Annotated in this window: 22 protein-coding genes and 3 tRNA genes; 9 read left to right on the top strand and 16 right to left on the bottom strand. The window is 68.0% G+C overall.

All coding sequences use genetic code 11. The annotated features are described in order from the left end of the window. Positions 1-60 precede the first annotated feature (60 nt). A tRNA-Arg gene (locus tag NF556_RS15500) sits at positions 61-136 on the bottom strand. 92 nt (positions 137-228) lie between these two features. Here NF556_RS15500 and tyrA point away from each other — a divergent pair. Beyond that, positions 229-1,374 carry a bifunctional chorismate mutase/prephenate dehydrogenase gene (gene tyrA, locus NF556_RS15505; protein WP_252591922.1) on the top strand — a complete coding sequence of 382 codons (1,146 nt, stop codon included), beginning with the start codon at positions 229-231 and terminating at the stop codon, positions 1,372-1,374. Between the two features lie 99 nt (positions 1,375-1,473). Further along, a complete protein-coding gene (locus NF556_RS15510) occupies positions 1,474-2,496 on the top strand; it encodes a hypothetical protein (protein ID WP_252591924.1) in 1,023 nt (340 codons plus the stop codon). Between the two features lie 58 nt (positions 2,497-2,554). On the opposite strand, the gene NF556_RS15515 is transcribed toward NF556_RS15510, so the two are convergent. From NF556_RS15515 to NF556_RS15560, 10 genes are all read right to left on the bottom strand, one after another. After that, positions 2,555-3,616, bottom strand: a complete 1,062-nt coding sequence (locus NF556_RS15515; RefSeq protein ID WP_252591926.1) for a hypothetical protein — start codon at positions 3,614-3,616, stop codon at positions 2,555-2,557. Continuing rightward, positions 3,613-4,731, bottom strand: coding sequence for an ABC transporter ATP-binding protein (locus NF556_RS15520; protein WP_252591928.1), 1,119 nt, complete (start codon positions 4,729-4,731; stop codon positions 3,613-3,615). Before NF556_RS15520 ends, NF556_RS15515 begins: the two co-directional genes overlap by 4 nt. A gap of 17 nt (positions 4,732-4,748) precedes the next feature. Next, positions 4,749-5,606, bottom strand: coding sequence for an ABC transporter permease (locus tag NF556_RS15525; RefSeq protein WP_252591930.1), 858 nt, complete (start codon positions 5,604-5,606; stop codon positions 4,749-4,751). Between the two features lie 5 nt (positions 5,607-5,611). After that, positions 5,612-6,490, bottom strand: coding sequence for an ABC transporter permease (locus tag NF556_RS15530; RefSeq protein ID WP_252591932.1), 879 nt, complete (start codon positions 6,488-6,490; stop codon positions 5,612-5,614). Positions 6,491-6,493: 3 nt separating this feature from the next. Next, complete coding sequence (locus NF556_RS15535; protein ID WP_252591934.1) at positions 6,494-7,582, bottom strand: polyamine ABC transporter substrate-binding protein; 1,089 nt, start codon at positions 7,580-7,582, stop codon at positions 6,494-6,496. 31 nt (positions 7,583-7,613) lie between these two features. Continuing rightward, positions 7,614-8,372: an HpcH/HpaI aldolase family protein gene (locus NF556_RS15540; protein WP_252591936.1), complete on the bottom strand. Its 759-nt coding sequence runs from the start codon at positions 8,370-8,372 to the stop codon at positions 7,614-7,616. Continuing rightward, entirely contained in the window at positions 8,369-9,295 is a 927-nt protein-coding gene (locus NF556_RS15545; protein ID WP_252591939.1) for a cupin domain-containing protein, read from the bottom strand. Before NF556_RS15545 ends, NF556_RS15540 begins: the two co-directional genes overlap by 4 nt. A 13-nt stretch (positions 9,296-9,308) precedes the next feature. Continuing rightward, positions 9,309-10,187, bottom strand: coding sequence for a DUF6282 family protein (locus NF556_RS15550; RefSeq protein WP_252591941.1), 879 nt, complete (start codon positions 10,185-10,187; stop codon positions 9,309-9,311). A 31-nt stretch (positions 10,188-10,218) separates the two neighbouring features. Beyond that, complete coding sequence (locus tag NF556_RS15555) at positions 10,219-10,986, bottom strand: IclR family transcriptional regulator (protein WP_252591943.1); 768 nt, start codon at positions 10,984-10,986, stop codon at positions 10,219-10,221. A 190-nt stretch (positions 10,987-11,176) separates the two neighbouring features. Continuing rightward, positions 11,177-12,394 (bottom strand): PrsW family intramembrane metalloprotease, encoded by a 1,218-nt coding sequence (locus NF556_RS15560; protein ID WP_252591944.1) that lies wholly within the window; start codon positions 12,392-12,394, stop codon positions 11,177-11,179. On the opposite strand from NF556_RS15560, the gene orn reads away from it, so the two are divergent. Continuing rightward, a complete protein-coding gene (gene orn, locus NF556_RS15565; RefSeq protein ID WP_425607045.1) occupies positions 12,393-13,064 on the top strand; it encodes an oligoribonuclease in 672 nt (223 codons plus the stop codon). The genes NF556_RS15560 and orn overlap by 2 nt on opposite strands. A 153-nt stretch (positions 13,065-13,217) precedes the next feature. Further along, a tRNA-His gene (locus tag NF556_RS15570) sits at positions 13,218-13,293 on the top strand. On the opposite strand, the gene NF556_RS15575 is transcribed toward NF556_RS15570, so the two are convergent. Further along, positions 13,272-13,832: a hypothetical protein gene (locus NF556_RS15575; protein WP_252591945.1), complete on the bottom strand. Its 561-nt coding sequence runs from the start codon at positions 13,830-13,832 to the stop codon at positions 13,272-13,274. The genes NF556_RS15570 and NF556_RS15575 overlap by 22 nt on opposite strands. Positions 13,833-13,979: 147 nt before the next feature. Between NF556_RS15575 and NF556_RS15580 the strand changes: the two genes are divergently transcribed. Then, positions 13,980-14,963, top strand: a complete 984-nt coding sequence (locus NF556_RS15580; protein WP_252591946.1) for an SPFH domain-containing protein — start codon at positions 13,980-13,982, stop codon at positions 14,961-14,963. 32 nt (positions 14,964-14,995) lie between these two features. Beyond that, a complete protein-coding gene (locus NF556_RS15585) occupies positions 14,996-15,250 on the top strand; it encodes a type II toxin-antitoxin system antitoxin (RefSeq protein WP_252591947.1) in 255 nt (84 codons plus the stop codon). Positions 15,251-15,274: 24 nt separating this feature from the next. On the opposite strand, the gene NF556_RS15590 is transcribed toward NF556_RS15585, so the two are convergent. Then, positions 15,275-16,468, bottom strand: a complete 1,194-nt coding sequence (locus NF556_RS15590; RefSeq protein WP_252591948.1) for an FAD-dependent monooxygenase — start codon at positions 16,466-16,468, stop codon at positions 15,275-15,277. 70 nt (positions 16,469-16,538) lie between these two features. Between NF556_RS15590 and NF556_RS15595 the strand changes: the two genes are divergently transcribed. Then, the gene (locus NF556_RS15595) at positions 16,539-17,147 is read left to right on the top strand and encodes a TetR/AcrR family transcriptional regulator (protein ID WP_252591949.1); all 609 of its coding nucleotides are present in this window, start codon (positions 16,539-16,541) and stop codon (positions 17,145-17,147) included. A gap of 22 nt (positions 17,148-17,169) precedes the next feature. On the opposite strand, the gene NF556_RS15600 is transcribed toward NF556_RS15595, so the two are convergent. Then, positions 17,170-17,646: a MerR family transcriptional regulator gene (locus NF556_RS15600; RefSeq protein ID WP_252591950.1), complete on the bottom strand. Its 477-nt coding sequence runs from the start codon at positions 17,644-17,646 to the stop codon at positions 17,170-17,172. On the opposite strand from NF556_RS15600, the gene NF556_RS15605 reads away from it, so the two are divergent. Continuing rightward, on the top strand, positions 17,645-18,868 hold the full coding sequence (locus tag NF556_RS15605; protein ID WP_252591951.1) for an MFS transporter: 1,224 nt from the start codon (positions 17,645-17,647) through the stop codon (positions 18,866-18,868). The two genes, NF556_RS15600 and NF556_RS15605, sit on opposite strands and share 2 nt — an antisense overlap. Positions 18,869-18,894: 26 nt before the next feature. Here the strand turns inward: NF556_RS15605 and NF556_RS15610 are convergent, their stop codons facing one another. After that, the gene (locus NF556_RS15610) at positions 18,895-19,902 is read right to left on the bottom strand and encodes a YihY/virulence factor BrkB family protein (RefSeq protein WP_252591952.1); all 1,008 of its coding nucleotides are present in this window, start codon (positions 19,900-19,902) and stop codon (positions 18,895-18,897) included. A 213-nt stretch (positions 19,903-20,115) separates the two neighbouring features. After that, a tRNA-Lys gene (locus tag NF556_RS15615) sits at positions 20,116-20,191 on the bottom strand. A 69-nt stretch (positions 20,192-20,260) separates the two neighbouring features. Here NF556_RS15615 and tdh point away from each other — a divergent pair. Next, the gene (gene tdh, locus NF556_RS15620) at positions 20,261-21,319 is read left to right on the top strand and encodes an L-threonine 3-dehydrogenase (RefSeq protein ID WP_252591953.1); all 1,059 of its coding nucleotides are present in this window, start codon (positions 20,261-20,263) and stop codon (positions 21,317-21,319) included. The last annotated feature ends 38 nt before the right edge of the window (positions 21,320-21,357 follow it).

The following is a 21,357-nucleotide window of genomic DNA, read 5'->3' on the forward strand; positions in this document are numbered from 1 at the left end:
CGCACGCGACCTCGCGGCGGCGAGCGGGCGGCAGACGGACGACGGTGTCGACTCAGGCCGTGGCGCCCCCGGCAGGACTCGAACCTGCAACCTACGGATTAGAAGGCCGTTGCTCTATCCATTGAGCTACGGGGGCCTGGCCCGCAGCGGCGAGCCGGTGTCCCAGTCTAAGTGCGTGACCGGAGGCGGGCAGCGGCGGCACAGCAGGCGCGACTACGCTCAGCACCCATGGAGCACCCTGAGCCGTCGGTCGGCCCCGAGGCCCCCCTGGGCGAGTTGCGCGATCAGATCGACGCGGTCGACAAGCAGGTCATGGATCTCCTGGCCCGGCGCCTGGAGCTGGTGGCTGAGGTCGGTGAGTTGAAGGGACAGCACGGGCTGCCGATCTATGCCCCCGACCGCGAGCGCGCGATGATCGCAGCACGTCGCGCGGAGGCCGAGCGCCGCGGACTGCCGCCCGACCTCATCGAGGACGTCCTGCGGCGCTGTATGCGCGAGGCCTATGCGCACGAGAAGAACCTCGGCTTCACCAGACAGGCCCCCGACCTGCGGCACATCGTGATCGTCGGCGGTTCCGGTCAGATGGGCCAGTTGTTCGGGCGGATGTTGCGTCTGTCGGGCTATGACGTGCACAGCCTCGACCGCGACGACTGGGACCGTGCTGACGAGTTGCTCTCCGACGCCGGGATGGTGCTGGTCAGTGTCCCGATCCAGGACACGGTCTCAGTGATCGAGCGGCTGCCCACGCTTCCCGATGACTGCCTGCTGGTCGACCTCACCTCGACCAAGGCCGGACCGATGGCCGCCATGCTGGCGGCCCACCCTGGCCCGGTCCTGGGCCTGCACCCGATGTTCGGACCCGACGTGGACAACCTGGCCAAGCAGGTGGTTGCCTACGTCCCTGGCCGCGACCCCGAGGCCAGCACCTGGCTGTTGGAGCAGATCCGGCTGTGGGGCGCCCGCCTGCACCAGGTCTCGGCCGCGGACCACGACCACGCCATGGGCCTGATCCAGGCGCAACGGCACTTCGCGACCTTCGCCGACGGACTGCATCTCATCCGTGAGGATCGGTCACTGGACGAGCTGCTTGCGCTGTCCTCGCCGATCTACCGCCTGGAGCTGATCATGATCGGCCGGTTGTTCGGGCAGAACCCCGAGCTCTATGCCGACATCATCATGTCCTCGCCGGACAACCTGGCCCTGATCGAGCGCTATCACGACCGGTTCGCCGAGGCCCTGGAGATCCTGCGGGCCGGTGACCGGGAGGCGTTCATCGCCCGCTTCCGCGAGATCGGTGAGTGGTTCGGCCCGCACGCCGGGCGGTTCAGGGCGGAGAGTCAGTCCCTGCTGGCCCACGCCGACGCGCAGCGCTGAGCAGCCTGCCGAGCGGTCGGTGAGAGTGCCTGTCTCAGCGGCTCGCTAGGATGCCTCCATCGCCGAGAAGGGGACGGTTATGTGGGGACAACCGACGACATGACAGTTCAGAGCGCCAGGGAGCACGGCCGGGGACGCGAGTGGCCACCGCCGATGTGGCGCCGACCCTCGGTGTGGGTGTGCGCCGTCCTTGCGCTGACGCTGGTGGCGATCGCGGGCACCTGGTGGTGGCAGCGGGAGAAGCCGCGACGGGTGGCCGAGGACTTCCTGCAAGCGCAAGCCGACGGTGACCTGGAGCGGGCCGCCGACCTCGGCCCACAACCGCTCTGGAAGCCAGAAGACGACACCATCCGCACCGTGACCATCCCGGGAAGCGCCGGCCCCGCCATCACCGACTGGACCATCGACGAGATCGAGCGCCTCGAGGGATGGACGCGGGTGGAGGCGACCATTGTGTCGGCGTCCGGAGAGCACCCTGTCGAGCTCACTGTCAACGACGGCCACCTCGACCCAGTGGACTATCCGAGCGTCAAGTTCCACGTGCCCACCGCCAGCGGTGCCATCACCGTCAACGACGAGCGCGTCGGCCTGTCCAACCTGTATGGCATGACGCTGGGCGGTCTGGGCATCGGCACCATCTACCTCTCCCCCGGCACCCACACCCTCGCGCTGCCAGACCTCAGCAGCTTCGTGACCTCCCAACCGCAGACCGTGACCCTGCCACCCGACTTCAGTTCAATGTCCTCGGCCGAGGACGTGGATCTGACCTACGAGCTCACAGGAGAGGGCGAGGCGGAGATCGAGCGGCTCTTCCGCGAGCTCGTCGAGGAGTGCACGACCGGTGACCAGCCGGCAGAGGCCGACTGCCCCATCTCCACCGATGACATCTTCCTCGGCGGCGGAGAGCCTCCAGACGGCACCTGGGAGATCGCCTCGTGGCCCGACCTGCAGATGGAGCCGGTCGATCACAACGACGGCTGGTGGGTCGAGACAGCGAGGGCTGGTGAGGCGGTGTTCACGGTCGCGGAGGGCCCGAGCGCGGAGCAGACGGAGCGGGTTGTCCGGCTCAGTTTCACCTCCCGGGTGGAGCTACAGGCCGACGGGTCGCTGGCCTTCGCCTAGCCGCCCGGCTCGCGGATGGCGCAGATGCCCGCTGAGGCCCGACGCCTCTGGATGGACCTCACCGGCTCCCCACCCAGCGCTCCCAGGGACGGGAGGGACTCTGCACGGGCGCGATCTCGGCATACTCCTGGGCCAGCTGCACGCTGGCGCCGACCACTTCCTCCAGGGAGTCGGCCGGACTCTGCTCGATCAGTTGCGCGAGTTCCTGCACCACCCGACCGACGTATGCCGGCCCCTGGGTCCACACGGCCGTCACCATCTCCACGGCCTGGGCGCCGCTGAGGAGGAAGCGGAGGACGTCACCAGCGTCCCGGGCGCCGTTGGTGCCAACGAGGGGCAGCACTCCCCCGGTCGCCCGGAAGGCCTTGCTGACCGCATAGAGCGACATCGGCAGCGTCCGGGGCGAACTGTAGGCACCCCAGGAGCCCAGCACCGGCTCGAAGGTGCGGATGTCCGGCAGGAATCCGTGCTGGCGTCCGTTGAGCACGACAACGTCTGCCCCAGCGTTGCGACCCGCCTCCACGAGTGCCGGCGTGAGCACACCTGCATCCGGCAGCTTCAACAGCAGCAGCCCCTCGCACACGTCTCGGGTGGACCTGACCAGCTCGGTCACCAGCTCCGCGGACGACAGCGCGGTGACTGCCCCAGAGGCGGCCTCCCGTGCGTGCGGTGCGCCCACATTGACCTCCACGTGAGACGTCACAGAGCTCAGCGCACGGACAATCTCACGGGCGGCCCCGATCTCACCGATCGTGATGCTGCCGATGAGCAGGGAGTTGTGCGCCTCCCCAACCGCGCGGGCGTCCTCCAGGATGCCCAACCAGTCCTCGAGGGACTGCTGCACGAGGCCCGAGCGGTTCAGGAGCGCGGCCGAAGGACCCGCCAGCTCCGGCGCGACGGGCGACCAGTCCTCGTCAAGCAGGACATAGTCGGCGATGTCGAGTTGCCTGCTGGCTGCCGGATTCTCGTTGATCGACTTGGCGACCACCGCACCGGCACCGGACCGCAGGCACTGCACCAGCCCACCACGGCTCATGGTGAGCTCGGAACTGCCCACCCAGACAGGGTTGCTAACGGGGACCCCGGCGATCGAGGTGGCCAGCGACGCAGGTGCGCTCACGGGATGACGATGCGCTGCGACTGCGGCCGCCACCACAGCTTGATCTCGTCGCCCACGTCTGGGGTGGCGCTGCCCGGGGACAGCTTGGCGGTGATGAGCTCGTCCCGGTCAGTGGTGCGGGCCACGACCCGCTGGAAGGAGCCGACATACTCCACGTCGTGGACCCTGACACTGATCGAGGGTGTGCCCGCTGGCACGGGCTCATCGTGCGCCACCTGCATGTGCTCAGGGCGGACCACGACATAAGCCGACTTCGCCTCAGCCACCCCCGGGGCGACCGTCTCGGGCACCGCCGGCCAGGCCAGCTCCCCGTAGGACACGTGGTCAGCTCCCGGTGTCACCCGGAAGGTGTTGGAGTCGCCCAGGAAGCGGGCCGCGAACAAGGTGTTGGGCCGCTCGTAGAGCTCCTCGGGCGTCCCCACCTGCTCCACGCCACCCTCCCGGAACAGCACGATGCGGTCGGAGAGGGTCATGGCCTCCTCCTGGTCGTGGGTCACGAACACGAAGGTCGAGCCCACCTCCCGGTGGATGCGCCGCAACTCGAGCTGGAGTGCCGCCCGCAGGTTCTTGTCGAGGGCGCCCAGCGGCTCGTCGAGCAGCAGTGCCCGCGGGTTGAAGACGATCGAGCGAGCCAGGGCGACCCGCTGCTGCTGACCACCGGAGAGCTGCTTGGGCAGTGCCGCCTCCCGACCGGTGAGCTGGACCAGCTCGAGGACCGCGGCGACGCGCTCCTTGATCTGCGCCCGGCCAACCTTGCGCTCTCGCAACGGATAAGCCACGTTCTGCGCCACCGTCATGTGGGGAAAGAGCGCATAGTTCTGGAAGAGCATGCCCAGGTTGCGCTTGTAGGCCGGCAGGTGGCTGACGTCGACACCATCGAGGCTGACGGTGCCGCGCGTGACGGTCTCCAGGCCGGCGATCATGTTCAGGGTCGTCGTCTTGCCCGACCCGGACGGGCCGAGGAAGGACACAAACTCTCCACCCCCGATCTCCAGGTCGACGTCGGCGACGGCTGGACGCTCCAGGCCATAGTCCTTGGTCACCCCGCTCAGCGAGATGTGGGTGCCCTCGGTCCTGATGGACGACGTCTCGGGGCTCTGCGTGGCAGTGCTCATGGTGGTTGCCTTTCGGTCTACTTCTTGCGCCGTGCCAGGCGAAGAAGTTGCGGCGTGAGGATCAGGAGGGTGGCCAGGACCACCAGGATGGACGAGGCCGCGGCGACGGTCGGGTCGATCTCGATCGTCACGGAGTTGAACATGCGGACGGGCAGGGTCTCGAACAGTGGTGAGCGGATGAACAGCGCCACCACCACCTCGTCCAGTGAGGTGACGAACGCGAAGACCGCCCCGGAGAGGACTCCCGGCAGGATCAGCGGCAGCTGCACGCGCCAGAAGGCGCGCAGCGGACTCGCTCCGAGCGAGCTTGCGGCCCGCAGCAGGTTGGTGTCGAACCCGCTGAGGCTCGCGGTCACCGCGACCAGGACGTAGGGCAACGCCATGGCCGTGTGGATGAGGACATAGCCCCAGAAGGAGCCGACCATCTGCCAGTTGAGGTAGGCGATGTAGACCACGACGGCGATGACGATGCCCGGAGCCACCAGCGGCAGCATCAGGAAGGACCGGACGGCCTCGGCCCAGCGTGCCCGCGTCCTGGACAGCCCGACAGCGGCTGCGGTGCCGATCAGGGTCGCGACGACCATGACCGAGAAGGCGACCTTGAGCGAGTTGCTCAGGGCCTTGAGCCACCGGTCGTCGGTGAAGAAGCTCTCATACCAGCGCAACGACCACTCGTCGGGCGGGAACTGGAAGGTGGCACCGGCCGAGAAGCTCATCGGGATCACGACCAGGGTCGGCAGGATCAGATAGATCGCCACGAGGACGCCGACGATCTTCAGCCACAGCGGGATTGCGTCGACCGGCTTCTGTTTGCGAGGGGGTCGGCCCCCTTCCTCGGTATGCCGAGGGGCCGGGCTCTGCGTGCGTGTCGCCATGGTCCTCACTTCCCCTTCGCGACGCTGGCGCCGCCCAGTGCTGAGACGCTGCCGCCCAGGCGGTTGGCCACCGTCACCAGAGCGAGTGTGAACAGCAGCACCACGATGCCCAGCGCACCGGCCGCGGCGAAGTCGAGCAGCTGCAGGGTCCGCTGGCCAAGCAGCTGGGCCACCAGAGACTGCTGCGGTGACCCGAGGATCGCCGGGGTGACATAGAAGCCGAAGCTCAGCGCAAAGACCAGGATCGAGCCGGAGACCACGCCACCGACCGACAAGGGCAGGAAGACCTTGCGGAAGGCTCGAATCGGGGTCGAGCCGAGCGCCTGGGCCGCGAGCAGGAGCTTGCGATCGATGCCGGCCATGTGGCTGTAGAGCGGCAGGACCATGAAGGGCAACATCACCTGGATCATCGCGACTGCGACACCCGCGACGGTGCCGTGCAGGACCACACCATCGATGCCCACCGCGGAGAACATCTTGTCGACCGGCCCACCGCGCTGGACCAGGATCAGCCACGCGAAGTTGCGGGCGGTCATCGAGGTCCAGAACGGCACGAGGACGGCAGTGAGCATCAGGATCCGCATGGTCGTGCCGACGCGAGTCATCAGATAGGCAAACGGATAGCCCAGGATGACCGTCCCGAGCGTGACGATCAATGAGGTCATCAGCGTCCGCCCCACGATGGTCAGGGTGATGCCGTCGGTGAACAGGTCTGTGTAGTGGCTCAGCCCGAAGCTGGGGTCGGTCAGACTGCGCCAAAAGCTCATCGCCAGGGGCGCCAGGACGGCGAAGCCCATGAGGACCAGCGCCGGGACCAGGAGCCCCGGGCCGCTCCACCGGGCACGCCGCCTCTGTCGGCCCTGCGTCACTGCCGCAACAGCCATGGGTCAGCCGTTGAGCCAGGTGTTGAAGCGGTCCGCCACGTCAGTGACATTCTCGCCCCACCACTCGGCGTCCGTGGTGATCACTCCGCCGGTGTTGACCTCTTCATCGAAGGCGTTGACCTCCGTGGCGGTTTCGTCCAACTCGATGACCGCCTCCTTGTTGGTCGGGGAGACACCCGCTGCCTCGGCGAAGCCGGCCGACTGCTCCGGCTCCAGCGTGAACTCGATGAAGTCCATCGCAGCCTCCTTGTTGGGGGCGCCCTTGGGCACGACCAGGGTGTGGAAGGTGACCATGGTCTGATCCCAGATGGGCGCGAACGGTGCCCCCTCGTCCAGGGAAGCCTTGGTGCGGGCCGACACCAGCATCATCATGTCGACCTGGTTGCCGGTGGCCAGCTGCAGCATGGCGCCGTTGTTGGCGGCGAAGGTCGTCTGGTCGCGGACGGTGTCCCACTTGGCCAGCGCACGGTCGACATCAAGCGGATAGAGCTCCTCCGGCGTCACGCCATCGGCCATCAGCGCATACTCCAGCATGCCGTTGGTGACGTCGTTGACCACACCACGCTGGCCCGGGAACTTTTCGGTGTCAAAGAAGTCGGCGACCGTCGAGGGCGCAGAGGCCGGGTCCGGCCACTTGTCGGTGTTGTAGCTAATGATCAGCGCGAACTGGTAGGAGCCGAAGTAGCACTCGCCGACGAGGGCCTCGTCGAACTGGGAGGTGTCCACATTGGGCAGGTCGAGCGGCTCCACCAGCTCATCGCAGTAGTCCGCCGCGAAGAAGGGGTTGACGTCGGCCAGGTCCCACTGCACGTTGCCGGACTCGACCTGTGCCTTGATCATGGCCGTGTCCGACGGGGACGTGTTGGCGAAGGTGATGCCGGGGTTCTCGGCGGAGTAAGGCTCCTGCCATGCCTTGACCTGGCCGGCCTCGAACGTGCCGCCGTAGGACGCATAGGTCAGAGTCTGGGCGTCTCCGTCGCCAGAGGCCGCGCCGCCGTCGCCGGAACCGCCAGAGCCCGTGCCGCAGGCGGCCAGGAGCATGGTGACCGACGCCAAACCGGCGACGGCTGTCAGAGTGCGAGAGCTTTTCATGGGGGTTCTCCTAGAGGGGTGGGTCTGAGGTTCAGACCGTTGAGTGGAAGGTGCTGATGAGATTCCGGGCCCCCAGCCCGAGGATGGTGGCGTCGTTGCTCACCATGACGAAGTCGAAGCCTTCCTGCGCCAACGCGCGTGCCTGGGCCGGGTCGCCGACTGCTGTGCCACACGCAAGCCCGGCATCATGGGCAGCCGCGAGCGCCTGGCCCATGGCCTCGCGCACGGCAGGGTCGGTGACCGGCACGCCCATCGCGACGGACAGATCTGCCGGTCCCACGAACAGAGCGCTGACACCGCTGGCCGCGATGGCTGCGACGTTCTCGAGCGCGGTCGGGCTCTCCAGCTGGACGATGACGCCCTGCTCGGTGGACCGTTGCAGGTAGTCCCCCATCGGGACCAGGCCCCAGTCACCTGCGCGACTGGTCGGCCCGACGCCGCGGCGTCCGGCCGGCTCGTGACGGGCCGCCGCCACGACGGCGGCAGCCTCGTCGGCCGTGTCGACGTGCGGGACCAGCACGCCGGCAGCGCCGGCGTCCAGGCAGCGCTGGATCCAGCTCTGCGTGTGGTCCGGGGTGCGCACGAACGGCACGATGTCGTGGCCGCGGGCCACGGCGATCAGCTGGGCCGCCGTCTCCAGGGACATCGGCGAGTGCTCCAGGTCGAGCACGAGGAAGTCAAAGCCCGCCAGTGCCATCAGCTCGACGCCCTCGGGGGCCGAGAGCTTCACCCAGGTGCCGACGGGCGTCCCGTCGCCTGCGATGAGCTGCTCGAGGGTGCGGGCACTCATGCGGACTGCTCGGACTCTGCAGGCTGGGGCTGTGGGTAGTCCTCGGCGTTGAGCACCCAGCCGTCCATGGCCGAGAAGTCCTCACGCGGCGGGCAGAAGATGTCGACCATCCGGTTCAGTCCCAGGCCGACGGCCTCGCTGGTGTGCACCGTGGGCGGCGGGATGATCGTGGCCGAGGGGGCACCGATGTGCTGGTGCTGGTCCTCCCACCACTCGCTGCGCCGTGGCGTCCAGGAGTTGCGGATGTGGTGGACGTAGGAACCCTCCAGGACGAACGAGCACTGCTCGAAGTCGTCGTGGTGGTGGGGCGACAACTTCTCCGGGTCACGCGGCCCCTGCTGCTCGTCCAGGAAGTTGATCATGAACGAGGACGTCCGATAGATCCGGCCGAAGCGGCCCGGCTCTGCCTCCACGCGTTCGGGCAGATACACGCGCAACCTGGCCCCACCGACCGGGTCCGGCCACGGAACGAGAGGCGCCACGATCGGGTCAGCCTCGGCATACGCCTCGGCATTGGCCGCGCGCTCCACCAGGGGCGAGCGGACGTCGAAGAGGCGGGACACGACGGTCGTGGCGTGCGCCTCGACGCGACTGTCACCAGGGGGCACGACGATCACGGCGTGCTCGCTGACCTCCTCGGTCTCCTCGCCCGCCAGGACGCTCACGTGGGCCGTGGACTCGGTGAGCAGCACGACATACTCGTGCTCCGCCCCCGTGACCTGCAGGCTGTCGCCGGCCTGGAGGCGGGTCTGGCTGAGCACGAAGTTCTGGCCGCGGAAGAACCAGGTGGGGCTGCCGGCCTCGGTCTGCTCGGCCGGCGCGTGCAGGTCGAACTGATAGAACGTCGGCCGCCGCGCACCGGTCGTCGGGGCTGCCTGCGGGCTGGAGGCGAGGTTGGCCCGGGGGTCGTTGCCGTAGGACACGAGAACTCCTTGGTCAGATGTTGAGCAGGTGGGAAGGGTTGTCGCGGACCATCTGCTGCAGGTCGCGCTCGGGCAGACCCAGGTCCAGCAGCGCCCCGCACACACGCAGGAAGGCGTCGACTGGCTTGGGCATGCCGCGCTGGCCAAAGTCGGAGGAGAGCACGGTGTGCTCCGGGCCGAGCTGGGAGATCCAGTTGTAGAGGTTCTCAATGGGCCACTGCATGCTTGCCGCGGGGTCATACATGTGCATCTCGTGCTCGATGAAGGCACCCAGGTCGATGTACTTGCGACACTGCTCCGGCTCCGCTCCGATCACGAAGTCCGGGTGGCTGACGACCATCCGATCGATGCCCTTCTCCTTGGCAGCCGTGAACACCATCTCGATGTCCTCGGGATACATGTGTCCCCCGTTGAGAACGGCACCGGCCTCGGCGATCTGGTCCAGGACCGGACTGACCTCGGGCACCAGCTCGCCGTCAACGCTCACGACGGTCTTCTCGACCGTGAGGTTCACCGTCGGGGTCGGGAAGCCTGCATGCTCTGGGTGGCAGTCGATGTGCCGGCCGGAGGAGAAGGTCGGGAACCACACGACCTTGCCGCCCATCTGCAGGCACATCTGGACGGCCCACGGGTTCAGACCACCGACCATGCCGTTGAGGGCAATGCCGCCGAAGGCCTGGGTCGGGATGTTGCGGAGCTCGCCCTCGAGGGCCAGCAGGTCCATCACGGTGTTGTGGTGGTGGGACTTGACCACGATGGCCTTCATCTGCAGGCGCTCGTGCGCGTCGCGGGCCGCCTCGGCGTGATTGAACTCCCGCGGGAACGGGCTGGGGCCGGAGTGGACGTGCATGTCCACCATGCCGGAGAGGACCTTTTCAATCGCAGAAGCCATGCGTTTCTCCTTGCTGAGAGGGTTGTGTTGGTCAGGCCGTGGCGTCGGGGGCGGCACCCGGATAGGCACCGTCGAAGCCGAGCTGCTGGCTGAGTTCGTGGGCCACCGCACCCAGACGGCCGGCGAGCGTCTCCTGCTCGGCCCCAAGGACGGAGGCATCGGTGCCGATGATCGCCAGGGTCGCGGCGATGCCACGGGCGTTGAAGACCGGCACGGCAATGGTGCTGAGTCCGACGACCGAGCCGGAATAGACGACGAAGCCGTCTGACTGCGCGCGTGCCATGTCTGCCTCGATCTCCTCGCGCCGTTCGGGCACCAGCGACAGCAGCCGCTCCACGGTGCGGGGGTCCTGCTGGAACGCGAGGAACACGCGGGTCTGGGCGGCGTTCAGGGGCAGGGCCGAGCCGATGCGCACCTGGACCTGGATGAGTTGATCCGGCACCTCAACACGGGTGACGACGGGCGCGAGACCGCCCCACACGCTCAGCACGACTGTCTGGCTGACCTCACGGCAGAGGTCCTGCATGGCAACGCCAGCGGCCTCCACCACGTGCAGGGAGTTCAGCGCCATCGTCCCGAGCTGGGCCAGCAGGGGCCCCGGCGCGTATTCGCCCTCGCCCACGCGCTCGATCAGGTCCGCGTTCACCATCGAGTTGAGGTAGCGGTGCAGCGTCGACCGGCCGACCCCGAGCTCCTTGGCCAGGGGGGCGACGCGCAGTCGGCTGCCGGGCTCAAGCTGACGCAGGATCTGCGCACAGCGAGCAATCACCTGGATGTCGGCGCTATCGCGATCGACCATGGTGAGCTCCTTTGCCTGACTGTCTCACTAGACGAGACTGCGTGTCCTGAGAGTAGGACATCATTGAGCCAGAGGTCAAGGCATGGGAACGTTTCTGCACAAGAAAGCCCCACTTACGTGGGGCTTGATTCCGAGCAGTGAGACAGGACGCCCTGCTCTTGCGAGCGTCGGGGGGCGCGAGGTCCCGGCGCTAACGCTTGTGCGGCACCGGGTGGATGTGCTGGGAGACCAGTGGCTGTGGCGTCTGCAGCGGGGGCGCGAAGACGGCTCGGCGGGCCTGCACGGTGTGCAGGAGGGCCCGCTCCCGGTGCCGCCAGACCGGGTCGTTGTCACCCCGCTCCAGGTGGTGCCGGGCGATCGCGAGCTCGCTGGACTCGTCCTGGAAGGCCTCCATCGCCGCCTCGGCTCGGCTGCCTCCGACGCCCTGGGCCCAGGCTCGCGCCCTGCGACGCTCACGCGGGGAGACCAGCATCGCGACCTCGGCTGGCGTGAACCAGCCGTTGAGGCCATAGCCGGTCAGGTGCTCGCGCAGCATCGCCCGCTCCTGCCGGCGGGAGAAGACCAGCAGCACGATGAAGCCGATGAACAGTGGCACCTGCACCACGACGTAGACGAGCAGGAAACCGTCGGTGCTGCTCAACGCGGCAAAGTTCCACAGGAAGTGCAGGAACACCGCCGCGAGATAGCCCAGCACGGGCACGAAGGCGAACCGCCAGTGCCGGCGATAGGCGATCAACCCCAGCGCGAGGCCGAAGCACGCGGTGAACATGGGGTGGGCGAACGGACTCATCAGGCAGCGCAGCACGAACAGTCCGACCAGCCCCGGCGTCCCCATCTCGTTGAAGGCACCGCCCAGATAGATGATGTTCTCGATGAAGGCGAAGCCCACCGCGACCATGCCGGCATAGACGAGGCCGTCGACGATCCCGTTGAACTCACGCCGCGCGAACAGGAAGATCATCAGCACCCCGAGACACTTCAGCGCCTCCTCCGCGATCGGCGCGACAAGGACGGCGCTGGTGAACACCGGGTCGAGATGCAGGCCGGCAAAGAAGGCCATCCCAAACTCGTTGAGGATCAGCGTCCCGGCCGTGCTGACGAGCGCACCCCACAAGAACGCGAACCACATGATGCGCGCGGGCTCAGCCTCGAGCCGGTCGACCCACAGCAGCACGGGCACCACGATGCCGAGCACCGTTGAGGCCGTGAGGAGCCCGAGCATCGCCGCTGTGACCCCGGTGCTGTCGGTGACCAGGACGGACAGGAACAGCCCACACAGCGCAAACAGGGTGATCACGATCCCCGTCAGGACGGACCGTCGCAGGGTCCGTCTCGGGGTGACATTGGCGGGCTCACCCTGGAACCCGGCATACGGGCCGTGCGCCCGACTCGGACCTGACTGCGACATGGGCGTCACGCTACCTGCCCCGCTGAGTAGGGTGGGTGTCGTGACCGAACCACTGAGCAAGGCCCAAGCCGACCGGATCGTGTGGATCGACTGCGAGATGACCGGCCTGGACATCGTCAACGACGCGCTCATCGAGGTCGCCACCCTGGTGACCGACTTCGAGCTCAACGTGCTCGGCGAGGGGGTGGATCTGGTTATCCGCCCGCCGGATGCCGCGCTGCAGATCATGGGCGACTTCGTCCGCCAGATGCACACCGACAGTGGGCTGCTGGACAAGTTGGCCGAGGGCACCACGATCGCCGACGCCCAGGCACAGGTGCTGGACTACGTGCGCCACTGGGTGCCCGAGTCCCGCAAGGCACCGCTCGGCGGCAACACGGTGAGCACGGATCGTGCGTTCCTCACCCGTGACATGCCCGAGCTGGAGTCGCACCTGCACTACCGCATCATCGACGTCTCCTCGATCAAGGAGCTGTCCCGTCGCTGGTTCCCGCGGGCCTACTTCGCGGCCCCGGCCAAGACCGGGGGCCACCGCGCGCTGGGTGACATCCGGGACAGCATCACCGAGCTGCGTTACTACCGCCAGGCGGTCTTTCAGCCCCAGCCTGGCATGGAGTCCTCCGCACTGAAGGAGCTGGCCGCCACGGTGGCCACCGACCACGACAACTGACAGAACAAGCCGTATGCCGAGGCGCCAGTTGATCCATTCTGCGCCGCTGCAGCGGTGGCCGGCTGAGTCTCGCCGGCTCTGTTCGGAACCACGGCGCGGAGCAGGTACGATGGTCGCCGTTGCCTGAACGCCTCGGCGTCGGCAACACCGATGGTGGGTGTAGCTCAGCAGGTAGAGCGCCGCGTTGTGGTCGCGGATGTCGCGGGTTCAAGTCCCGTCACTCACCCCAGCAGCGCCCCGGCAGCGGAACCTTGGTTCCGGGCCGGGGCGCTTTTCATGCGGGCAACCGGCGTCGCTGGGCCGGGGCCACTGCCAGAGGCCGTACAGCGCCAGGATGTTGCCGTCCAGCTCGATCTCTGGGTCCTGCTGCGGGTCGGTCCACGGCACCTCGGTCTTCTTCTGCAGGAAGTGATTTGGCACCGGCGTTGCGGGGGTCGGTGCGCTGCCGTCCAGCGCCGCCTGCACGTCGGCGACAAAGCCCTTGAGGAACTTGTCGTTGGCCCGGCCGTCCAGCAACGCCTTGGGCGTGCGCGGATCCGTGCCGACCGCCACCTGCACGCGGGCGCTCGCCCCTGCCTCCTCCACCCAGACCTGCAGGAACTTGGGGTTGGACATCTTGGGCTTCTCGCGCACCACCAGCTTGCGTCCCTCGTTGTGCGCGGCCAGGACGTGATGGTTCTTGGCGTTCTGGACGACCCCGAGGGCCGCCTGGAACACCGTGTCGGCTGGTTGAGCGAAGGCAACGGTGTCCTGTTTGACCGAGCGCATACATTCCTCCTCGTGGATGACTCATCACCCACACTGCTAGTCGTTGATGTCTCGCGTCCCCTCCGACGCCGGGAACCTGGGCGCGGTTCCCGAAATTGCCAGGTGATACTATTTTGATATCACTTTAAGCGAAGCAAGGGGACGACGATGAACGAGCAGACACCAGCACCCGACGAGGCCGTGGGCGGCACCCCGGCCGGCACCCCGGTGGGGCACGACGGCACCCGCGTCAACGCCACAGAGCGTGCCGCGTGGTCCATCGACGGGTTTGCGGGCCTGGTGATCTCCCTGGCCATCATCGGTCTCGGCCTCTGGCAGATGATCGCCGGCGTCATCTCCGCCACCGAGGCCGTCGACAGTTTCGGCAGTGTCGGCGGCGCCGTCGCACAGATCGTCATCGGCGCGGTCGTGTTCACCGTCGGCACCATCCTGGCCTCCTCGCTCACGGTGATCGCACCCGGGCACACCAAGGTCGTGCAGTTCTTCGGTCGCTATATCGGCACGGTGCGCAAGACCGGCCTGCGGATGATCGTGCCGCTGGCCACCCGCAAGAATGTGTCGGTCCGGGTGCACAACTTCGAGACCAGCGACCTGAAGGTCAACGAGGCCGACGGCAACCCCATCAACATCGCGGCCATCGTGGTGTGGCAGGTTGCCGACACAGCCCGCGCAACCTTCAGCGTCGAGGACTACGAGGACTTCGTGGCCGTCCAGGCCGAGTCGGCGCTGCGCCACGTGGCGATGAGTCACCCCTATGACAACGATGCCCACGAGGTCACGCTGCGCGGCGACACAGAGGTCATCAACGCAGAGCTCGCCCGGGAGGTCGCCGAGCGCATCACGCTGGCCGGTCTCGAGGTCATCGAGGTCCGGATCTCGTCGCTGGCCTACTCCCCCGAGATCGCCCAGGCCATGCTGCAGCGTCAGCAGGCCTCGGCGATCATCGCCGCCCGCGAGAAGATCGTGGAGGGCGCCGTGGGCATGGTCGAGGGTGCGCTCCAGCGGCTGGAGGCCAAGGGCATCGTGGAGCTCGACGACGAGCGCCGGGCCGCGATGGTCTCCAACCTGCTCGTGGTGCTCTGCTCCGAGCGCGGCACCACGCCGGTCGTCAACGCCGGATCGCTCTACTAAGCGACGCACGACGGTGATCCGGGTGGGACCACATGGCTGAGCCGGACCCCCAGCACAAGGCAGGGCGGGACCGGGCCAGAACCGACCGCAAGTCGGTCCTGCTCCGGCTTGACCCGGCCGTCCACGAGGCCCTCCAGCACTGGGCCGCTGACGAGTTGCGCAGCGTGAACGCCCAGATCGAGATCATCCTGCGCGACGCGCTCAAGAAGGCGGGTCGGGCACCCCGCGGGGTGAAGCCGCTCCCCCGTCGTGGCCGGCCGCGGCAGGGCCCTGAGGAGGGCAGCTGAGCCCACCGGACAGGTCGTGCCAGTTCAGGCTCCCACAGTCGAGCCCGGCATCCGCGCTGCCTCGGCAAACTGCGCGCTGATCGCGGCGACCTGCCTGCGGCCCGCGACGGTGCGCATGATGACGTCGCGCGCGGTGGTCATCACGGCGCTGTCCCACGAGGTGATGTTGCCGATGCTCCGCGAGGTCTTCTGCAACGCCTCCGCCTCCGGCTTCCGAGACCGACCATAGGTGTCGAGCACCCTGGCGACCTGGTGAGCGTCGGTGAGGTCGACGCCGCGCAGGAGGTCGGCCAGGGCGATGGCGTCGAGCATCGCCTGCGCGGACCCGCGCCCGAGGTTCGGGGTCGTCGCGTGCGCGGCATCCCCGAGCAGGAAGACCCGCCCGCGCCCCCAGGTCTCCATCGGCTCCAGGTCACGCACCGTGTGGTGGATGAGCGCGTGGGCCGGGGTTGCGTCGATCACCGATGCGACACCCTCGGGAAAGGCGTCGAAACGGCGGAGCAGATCGGCCTTGAGCACGTTGAGGTCGCCGCCCAGTGGCACGGTGGGTTTCTTGAGGCCAACGAGCCAATAGAGCATGCCGTCGCCGCAGTCGCCGATGGCGATCCGGTTGCCCCGCCCGAAAAACATCGAGAACACGTTGTTCCCGAAGGGTGCCGGATGCTCCACCAGGGAGCGTGCATACCGGTAGGACGCGGTGCGGATGCGCACCTCGGGAAACAGGTCGCGGCGCACGGTCGAGTTGATGCCGTCCGCTGCGATCAACAGATCGGCCTCATCGGTCGTGCCGTCCTCGAACTGCACTCGCACCAACTCGTCGACCTGCTCGAACGAGGTGACCCGGCGCCCGAGGTGGACAGCATCGTCGTCGATCCCGGTGGCGAGGGCGTCGATCAGCGCGGTGCGGGGGATCATCACCGGGGTCGGCGCGCCGTGCTCCCGGGCCAATCCGGCCAGGTCCGCAGAGTAGAGCGGGGCACCCCGAGCATTGAAGAACCGGTGGTGATGGACCTCCGCTCCCCCGGCGCGCACCGCGTCGGCCACACCGAGCCGTCGCAGCGCCTGCATGCCAGTCACCCAGACCTGGATGCCGGCACCCACCTCGCTGAACTGCTCCGCCTGCTCATAAACGACTGCGTTCACCCCGGCCCGCCGGAGCGCGATGCTCGCGCACAAGCCTCCGATGCCGCCGCCGAGGATGATGACTTTCCCGCCCATGAGAGCCTCCGTTGTTAGTAATCAGTCAATAACAACACTATCGTATGTTATCCACTGATAACCTGACAACGTGAACCCTCCCCGTCAGCGCCTGCCTGCCGCCGAGCGGCGCGAATCGATCCTCACTGCCGCCGCCGAGGTCTTCGGTGAGCGCGGATACGCCGCGGCCACCACCGACGCGATCGCCCAGATCGCAGGCATCAGTCAGGCCTACGTCATCCGCACCTTCGGCTCGAAGGAGGCGCTGTTCATCGCCACCGCGGAGCGCGTGGTCGAACGCGTGGCAGACGCCTTTCGCGCAGTGATCGCCGAGGGTGGGCCGCAGGAGCAGATCGAGCCGCGGCTGGGCGAGGCGTATGTGCGTCTGGCCGAGGACCGAGGCACCCTTGTGACGCTCCTGCACCTGTTCACCCTGGGTCATGACACCGGGATCGGGCCGGTCGCCCGCGAGGGCTTCCTGCGCATCTACACGATCCTGCGCGACGAGGCCGGACTCTCCGCAACCCGCGCCACCGCCTTCCTCGGCAACGGCATGCTCGTCAGCACCATCCTCGGGCTGCACCTGCCCGCCAGCACCGACGACCCGGCGGTCTCGGAGCTGCTCGGGTCCACGTTCCGCGAGAACACTGCCCTGGTCACTGAGCTCTTTGGCAGCGCGACGGCGGCCAACAACACCTGACCCCCGGCGCTGCCGCGTGCGCCTACGCCGAGGACGGCACGCGGCCCACCTCAGGGGCACTCCAGATCTCGCCGCCGCGGGTCCGCTCGAGGAAGGTCCGCACCGTGTCGCGGCTGGCGGTGAGACAGTCGATCCGCTGCTCCAGGGCGCTCAGCTGCTGAGCCAGCAGCGCCGCCACCTCATCCGAGCAGGTCGGCTCCTCGCGCCGGCAGGCATCCTCGGTCTCCAGGAGCACCTTGACCAGCCGGGTGGGGATCCCAGCCTGCACCAGCCCCGCGATCCGCTCGACCCGATCGACGTGCCCGTCGGCATAGGTGCGATAGCCGTTCGACTCCCGGTCGGCGGTCAGCAGCCCTTGTGCCTCGTAATAGCGGATGAGCCGTGTGGCGACCCCCGTGCGTCGGGCGACCTCGCCGATCTTCACCGCAACCATCTCCTCGCGTGCACTCGAAACAACCTTGACATTGACACTAATGTCAAAGTCTACCGTCGTGGACATGACGACACCAGGCCTGACCTCCGAGACCGATCGCTCGACCGCCGAGAGCGACCAGCTGCCATGGCGGGCGCTGCTCACCCTCGGCGCGGCCACGATGGTGATGGTCAGCGGCGAGATGCTCCCCACGGCGGTGCTCACCACCATGGGGGCTGGCCTCGGGGTGTCCGAGGCCAGCACCGGTCTGCTGGTCAGCCTGTGGGCCCTGGTGGTCGTGGTCGCCAGCTTCCCCCTGGTGCGGCTGACCAGGACGTGGGACCGGACCGCCGTCATCACCGGGAGCATGCTGGCGTTTGCCGTGTCGGCCGCGCTGACCGCCCTGGCGCCGACGTATGCCGTGGCGCTGGCCAGCCGGGTCATCGGCGCCGCCGCAGTGGGCCTGCTCTGGTCGACGGTCAACGCCCACGTGGCCGACCTGGTGCCGGATCGGCAACTGGCCCGCGCGACCGCCATCGTGCTCGGTGGCGGGACGCTGGGTCTGGTCGTCGGCACGCCGGTCGGCCGGTTCGTCGCCGACCTGGCCGGGTGGCGGGCGTCCTTCTGGTTGCTGGCCGGGCTCGGCCTCGTCGTCGCCTGGCTCGTCCCCAGAGTCACGTCGAGCCAGGCATCCTCCAAGGACCGCGACGAGGCACCTGGCCAGGCACGAGGCACCGGCCAGGTCGGATCCATGGTGGCGGTCGCCGCACTCGTCGCGCTCGTGCTCGTCGGTCACTTCGGCGCCTACACCTACATCACGGTCCTGGGCGAGCAGCCGGCCACCCTGGTGGCCGGAGGCATCGGCACACTGCTGCTGGTCTTCGGACTGTCCTCCGCTGCCGGGGTGGCCCTGGCCGCTCGCATCGGGCACCGGACGTCCAGCGCCCTCGTGGTGGGCTCGGCGGCCACCGCAGCGGCTCTGCTCAGTCTCGTGGTCACCCAGGGGCATGCCGTCGGAGGACTGGTGGTCGTGGTGGCCTGGGGCCTGGCCTCCGGGACCGTGGCCCCGCTCGCGCAGACCCTGATCCTGCGTCTCGCCGGCCCCGAGCACCGCTCCCTCGCCGGGGCCCTGATCCCGGTGCTCTTCAATGCCGGCATCGCCGCAGGGGCGGCACTCGCGTCAGCCGTCGTTTCCCACAGCGGCGTCGACGCCCTCCCTGTCCCGGCCGCCGTGCTGGTCGCGGCCGCAGCCGCGGGTCTGCTGGTCGTGTCGCTCAACAACTCACAGAAATTGGCTCAGTCTGGCTAAGTCCCAATTCCCGCAGCTGCCATCCCTTAGCGGTCAGGGTCACTCTCGCGACTCGCCTCGATGCGGATGCGCCGGTTCTCCTCGACGATCTCCTGCTGCTTCTCCGCCTTCTTGACCAGCTGGCGGTCATCGCGTGGCGACAGCTGCAGATCCTCCTCGGCCGGCAGCCCGGCCCGCAGCTCACGCCCTCGCTCGAACTCGGCGTCAAACTCGGCCCCGAACAGCAGGGCCACGTTGATCACCCAGAGCAGCAGGAGCATCAGGATCGCACCGGCCATCGCGCCGTAGGTCGCTGAGTAGTTGCCGAAGTTGGCCAGATAGAAGCCATAACCTGCGACCGCGATCACCATCACCACGATCGCCACCAGCGCCCCGGGGCTGAACCAGCGGAACTTGCGCTTGAGGTTCGGAGTGCCCCAATAGAGCAGCCCGATGATGCCCACCACGATGACGAACAGGAAGGGCCACTTGGCGATGCCCCAGACCATGGTCGCCTGCTCGCCGAGCCCGATGACGCCGAAGATCGCCTCGGCAATGCCACCGGACAGCGCGAGCGACAGGGCGACGACGACCACGAGCAGCAGCACGACCAGGGTGATCAGCACCATGATCGGGCGCAGCTTCCAGACCGGCCGCCCCTCCTGCACGTCGAAGATGGCGTTCATCGCCCGGGAGAAGGCGTTGACATAGTTCGAGGCCGCCCAGAGGGCACCAGCCAGACCGATAAACAGGGCGATCCCGGCTCCCCCGGTGCCCTGCAGGTTGTTGATATAGCTCTCGATCGGCGCCAGCTGGTCCTCGGAAGCGCCGAGATCGGTGGCGACGTCCAGCAGCGCCTGCGTGGTCGAGGGGCCCTGCCCGAAGACACCGAGGAGCGAGGTGAGCGCCAAGATGGCGGGGAAGAGCGAGAGCACGCTGTAGTAGGTCAGCGCCGCCGCCAGGTCCGTCGCCCCGTCGTCAGTGAACTCAGCGATCGTGCGCTTGAACACCTTCCACAGGCTCACCTTCTGCGGTGCACTCGTCTCAGCACTCACGGCCTCTCCCCTCGAGTTGGTGTCGGGTCCAGCGGCCCAGTGTGCCAAAGGTCGCGATGTTGCGCCGCGCGAAACCGGGAGTATGCCGAGGCACGCCCTGGCAGGCCAGCTTCCCGGGGGCTGTGGGTGGGGTCGGTGGGTGACCGACCACGAAGGTGACGTGCACGGCATACAAAAGGTCCCCAGCCGGACGTATCCGAACTGGGGACCTGGTGGTGCGCCCACAGGGACTCGAACCCCGAACCCGCTGATTAAGAGTCAGCTGCTCTGCCAATTGAGCTATAGGCGCGCGACGCAGAACTTTAGCACCGGCAGGCTGCCTGACAGAAATCGTGGGACGTGCGTCAAGATGGAGCCCATGCGTGCACTCGTGAAGACCACCGCCGGTCCCGGGCTGGAGCTCCTCGACGTCCCCGAGCCCGAGGCGGGCCCCGGCGAGGTCAAGATCAAGGTGCTGCGGGCCGGACTGTGCGGCACCGACCTGCACATCGAGTCCTGGGACGACTGGGCGGCGAGCATGCTCAAGCCGCCGCTGGTCGTGGGGCACGAGTTCTATGGCGAGATCGTCGCGGTCGGGGAGGGCGTGGCGACCGGGGACGGGAAGTACGACCTGCGGGTCGGCATGCGCGTCTCTGCCGAGGGTCACGTGATCTGCGGGCGGTGCCGCAACTGCCGAGCTGGCCGCCAGCAGATGTGTGTGCAGACCTCCAGCCTCGGCGTGAACCGCGACGGCGCCTTCGCCGACTATGTGGTCGTGCCGGCCGCCAACGTCTGGGAGCAGCCGGACGCCATCGACCCTGACCTCGGCGCCGTCTTCGATCCACTGGGCAACGCGGTGCACACGGCGCTGAGCTTCCCGATGTCCGGCGACGATGTGCTGATCACCGGTGCCGGCCCGATCGGCGTGATGGCCACCGCGATCTCCCGGCACATCGGCGCGCGCTACATCGTGGTCACCGACGTCTCCGACCACCGCCTCGCCCTGGCGAGGGCGGCCGGTGCCGACCGCGTGGTCAACGTCGCCCGCGACCGGGTCCGCCCGGTGCAGGCAGAGCTCGGCATGGCCGAGGGGTTCGACGTGGGTCTGGAGATGTCCGGCTCCCCCAGCGCCCTGTCGGAGATGGTGGAGAACGCCACCCACGGCGCGAAGGTCGCACTGCTGGGACTGCCCAAGGAGCCGTTCGCGATCGACTGGGGACCGGTGATCACGCGGATGATCACGATCAAGGGCATCTACGGCCGCGAGATGTATGACACGTGGTATCGGATGACGTTCATGCTGCAGACCTCCGAGGTCCTGCGCGAGCGCATCCGCTCGGTCATCACCCACCGCTTCCCGGCTGAGCAGTGGCAGGACGCGTTTGCCGCCGCCAGGTCGGGTGAGGTGGGCAAAGTCATTATGGATTGGAGCTCATGACAGGGGTCGGAGGACACGAGCTTGCGAGGCCCGGACGG

The sequence above is a fragment of the Ornithinimicrobium faecis genome, from assembly GCF_023923225.1.
GTDB classification, from domain to species: Bacteria; Actinomycetota; Actinomycetes; order Actinomycetales; family Dermatophilaceae; genus Ornithinicoccus; species Ornithinicoccus faecis.

Excerpts from the sequence above, each read along its gene's own strand:
- tyrA (WP_252591922.1), top strand. The coding sequence starts at position 229 with ATGGAGCACCCTGAGCCGTCGGTCGGCCCCGAGGCCCCCCTGGGCGAG.
- NF556_RS15510 (WP_252591924.1), top strand. The coding sequence starts at position 1,474 with ATGACAGTTCAGAGCGCCAGGGAGCACGGCCGGGGACGCGAGTGGCCA.
- NF556_RS15520 (WP_252591928.1), bottom strand. The coding sequence starts at position 4,731 with ATGAGCACTGCCACGCAGAGCCCCGAGACGTCGTCCATCAGGACCGAG.
- NF556_RS15525 (WP_252591930.1), bottom strand. The coding sequence starts at position 5,606 with ATGGCGACACGCACGCAGAGCCCGGCCCCTCGGCATACCGAGGAAGGG.
- NF556_RS15530 (WP_252591932.1), bottom strand. The coding sequence starts at position 6,490 with ATGGCTGTTGCGGCAGTGACGCAGGGCCGACAGAGGCGGCGTGCCCGG.
- NF556_RS15535 (WP_252591934.1), bottom strand. The coding sequence starts at position 7,582 with ATGAAAAGCTCTCGCACTCTGACAGCCGTCGCCGGTTTGGCGTCGGTC.
- NF556_RS15540 (WP_252591936.1), bottom strand. The coding sequence starts at position 8,372 with ATGAGTGCCCGCACCCTCGAGCAGCTCATCGCAGGCGACGGGACGCCC.
- NF556_RS15550 (WP_252591941.1), bottom strand. The coding sequence starts at position 10,187 with ATGGCTTCTGCGATTGAAAAGGTCCTCTCCGGCATGGTGGACATGCAC.
- NF556_RS15555 (WP_252591943.1), bottom strand. The coding sequence starts at position 10,986 with ATGGTCGATCGCGATAGCGCCGACATCCAGGTGATTGCTCGCTGTGCG.
- orn (WP_425607045.1), top strand. The coding sequence starts at position 12,393 with ATGGGCGTCACGCTACCTGCCCCGCTGAGTAGGGTGGGTGTCGTGACC.
- NF556_RS15560 (WP_252591944.1), bottom strand. The coding sequence starts at position 12,394 with ATGTCGCAGTCAGGTCCGAGTCGGGCGCACGGCCCGTATGCCGGGTTC.
- NF556_RS15575 (WP_252591945.1), bottom strand. The coding sequence starts at position 13,832 with ATGCGCTCGGTCAAACAGGACACCGTTGCCTTCGCTCAACCAGCCGAC.
- NF556_RS15580 (WP_252591946.1), top strand. The coding sequence starts at position 13,980 with ATGAACGAGCAGACACCAGCACCCGACGAGGCCGTGGGCGGCACCCCG.
- NF556_RS15585 (WP_252591947.1), top strand. The coding sequence starts at position 14,996 with ATGGCTGAGCCGGACCCCCAGCACAAGGCAGGGCGGGACCGGGCCAGA.
- NF556_RS15590 (WP_252591948.1), bottom strand. The coding sequence starts at position 16,468 with ATGGGCGGGAAAGTCATCATCCTCGGCGGCGGCATCGGAGGCTTGTGC.
- NF556_RS15605 (WP_252591951.1), top strand. The coding sequence starts at position 17,645 with ATGACGACACCAGGCCTGACCTCCGAGACCGATCGCTCGACCGCCGAG.
- NF556_RS15600 (WP_252591950.1), bottom strand. The coding sequence starts at position 17,646 with ATGTCCACGACGGTAGACTTTGACATTAGTGTCAATGTCAAGGTTGTT.
- tdh (WP_252591953.1), top strand. The coding sequence starts at position 20,261 with ATGCGTGCACTCGTGAAGACCACCGCCGGTCCCGGGCTGGAGCTCCTC.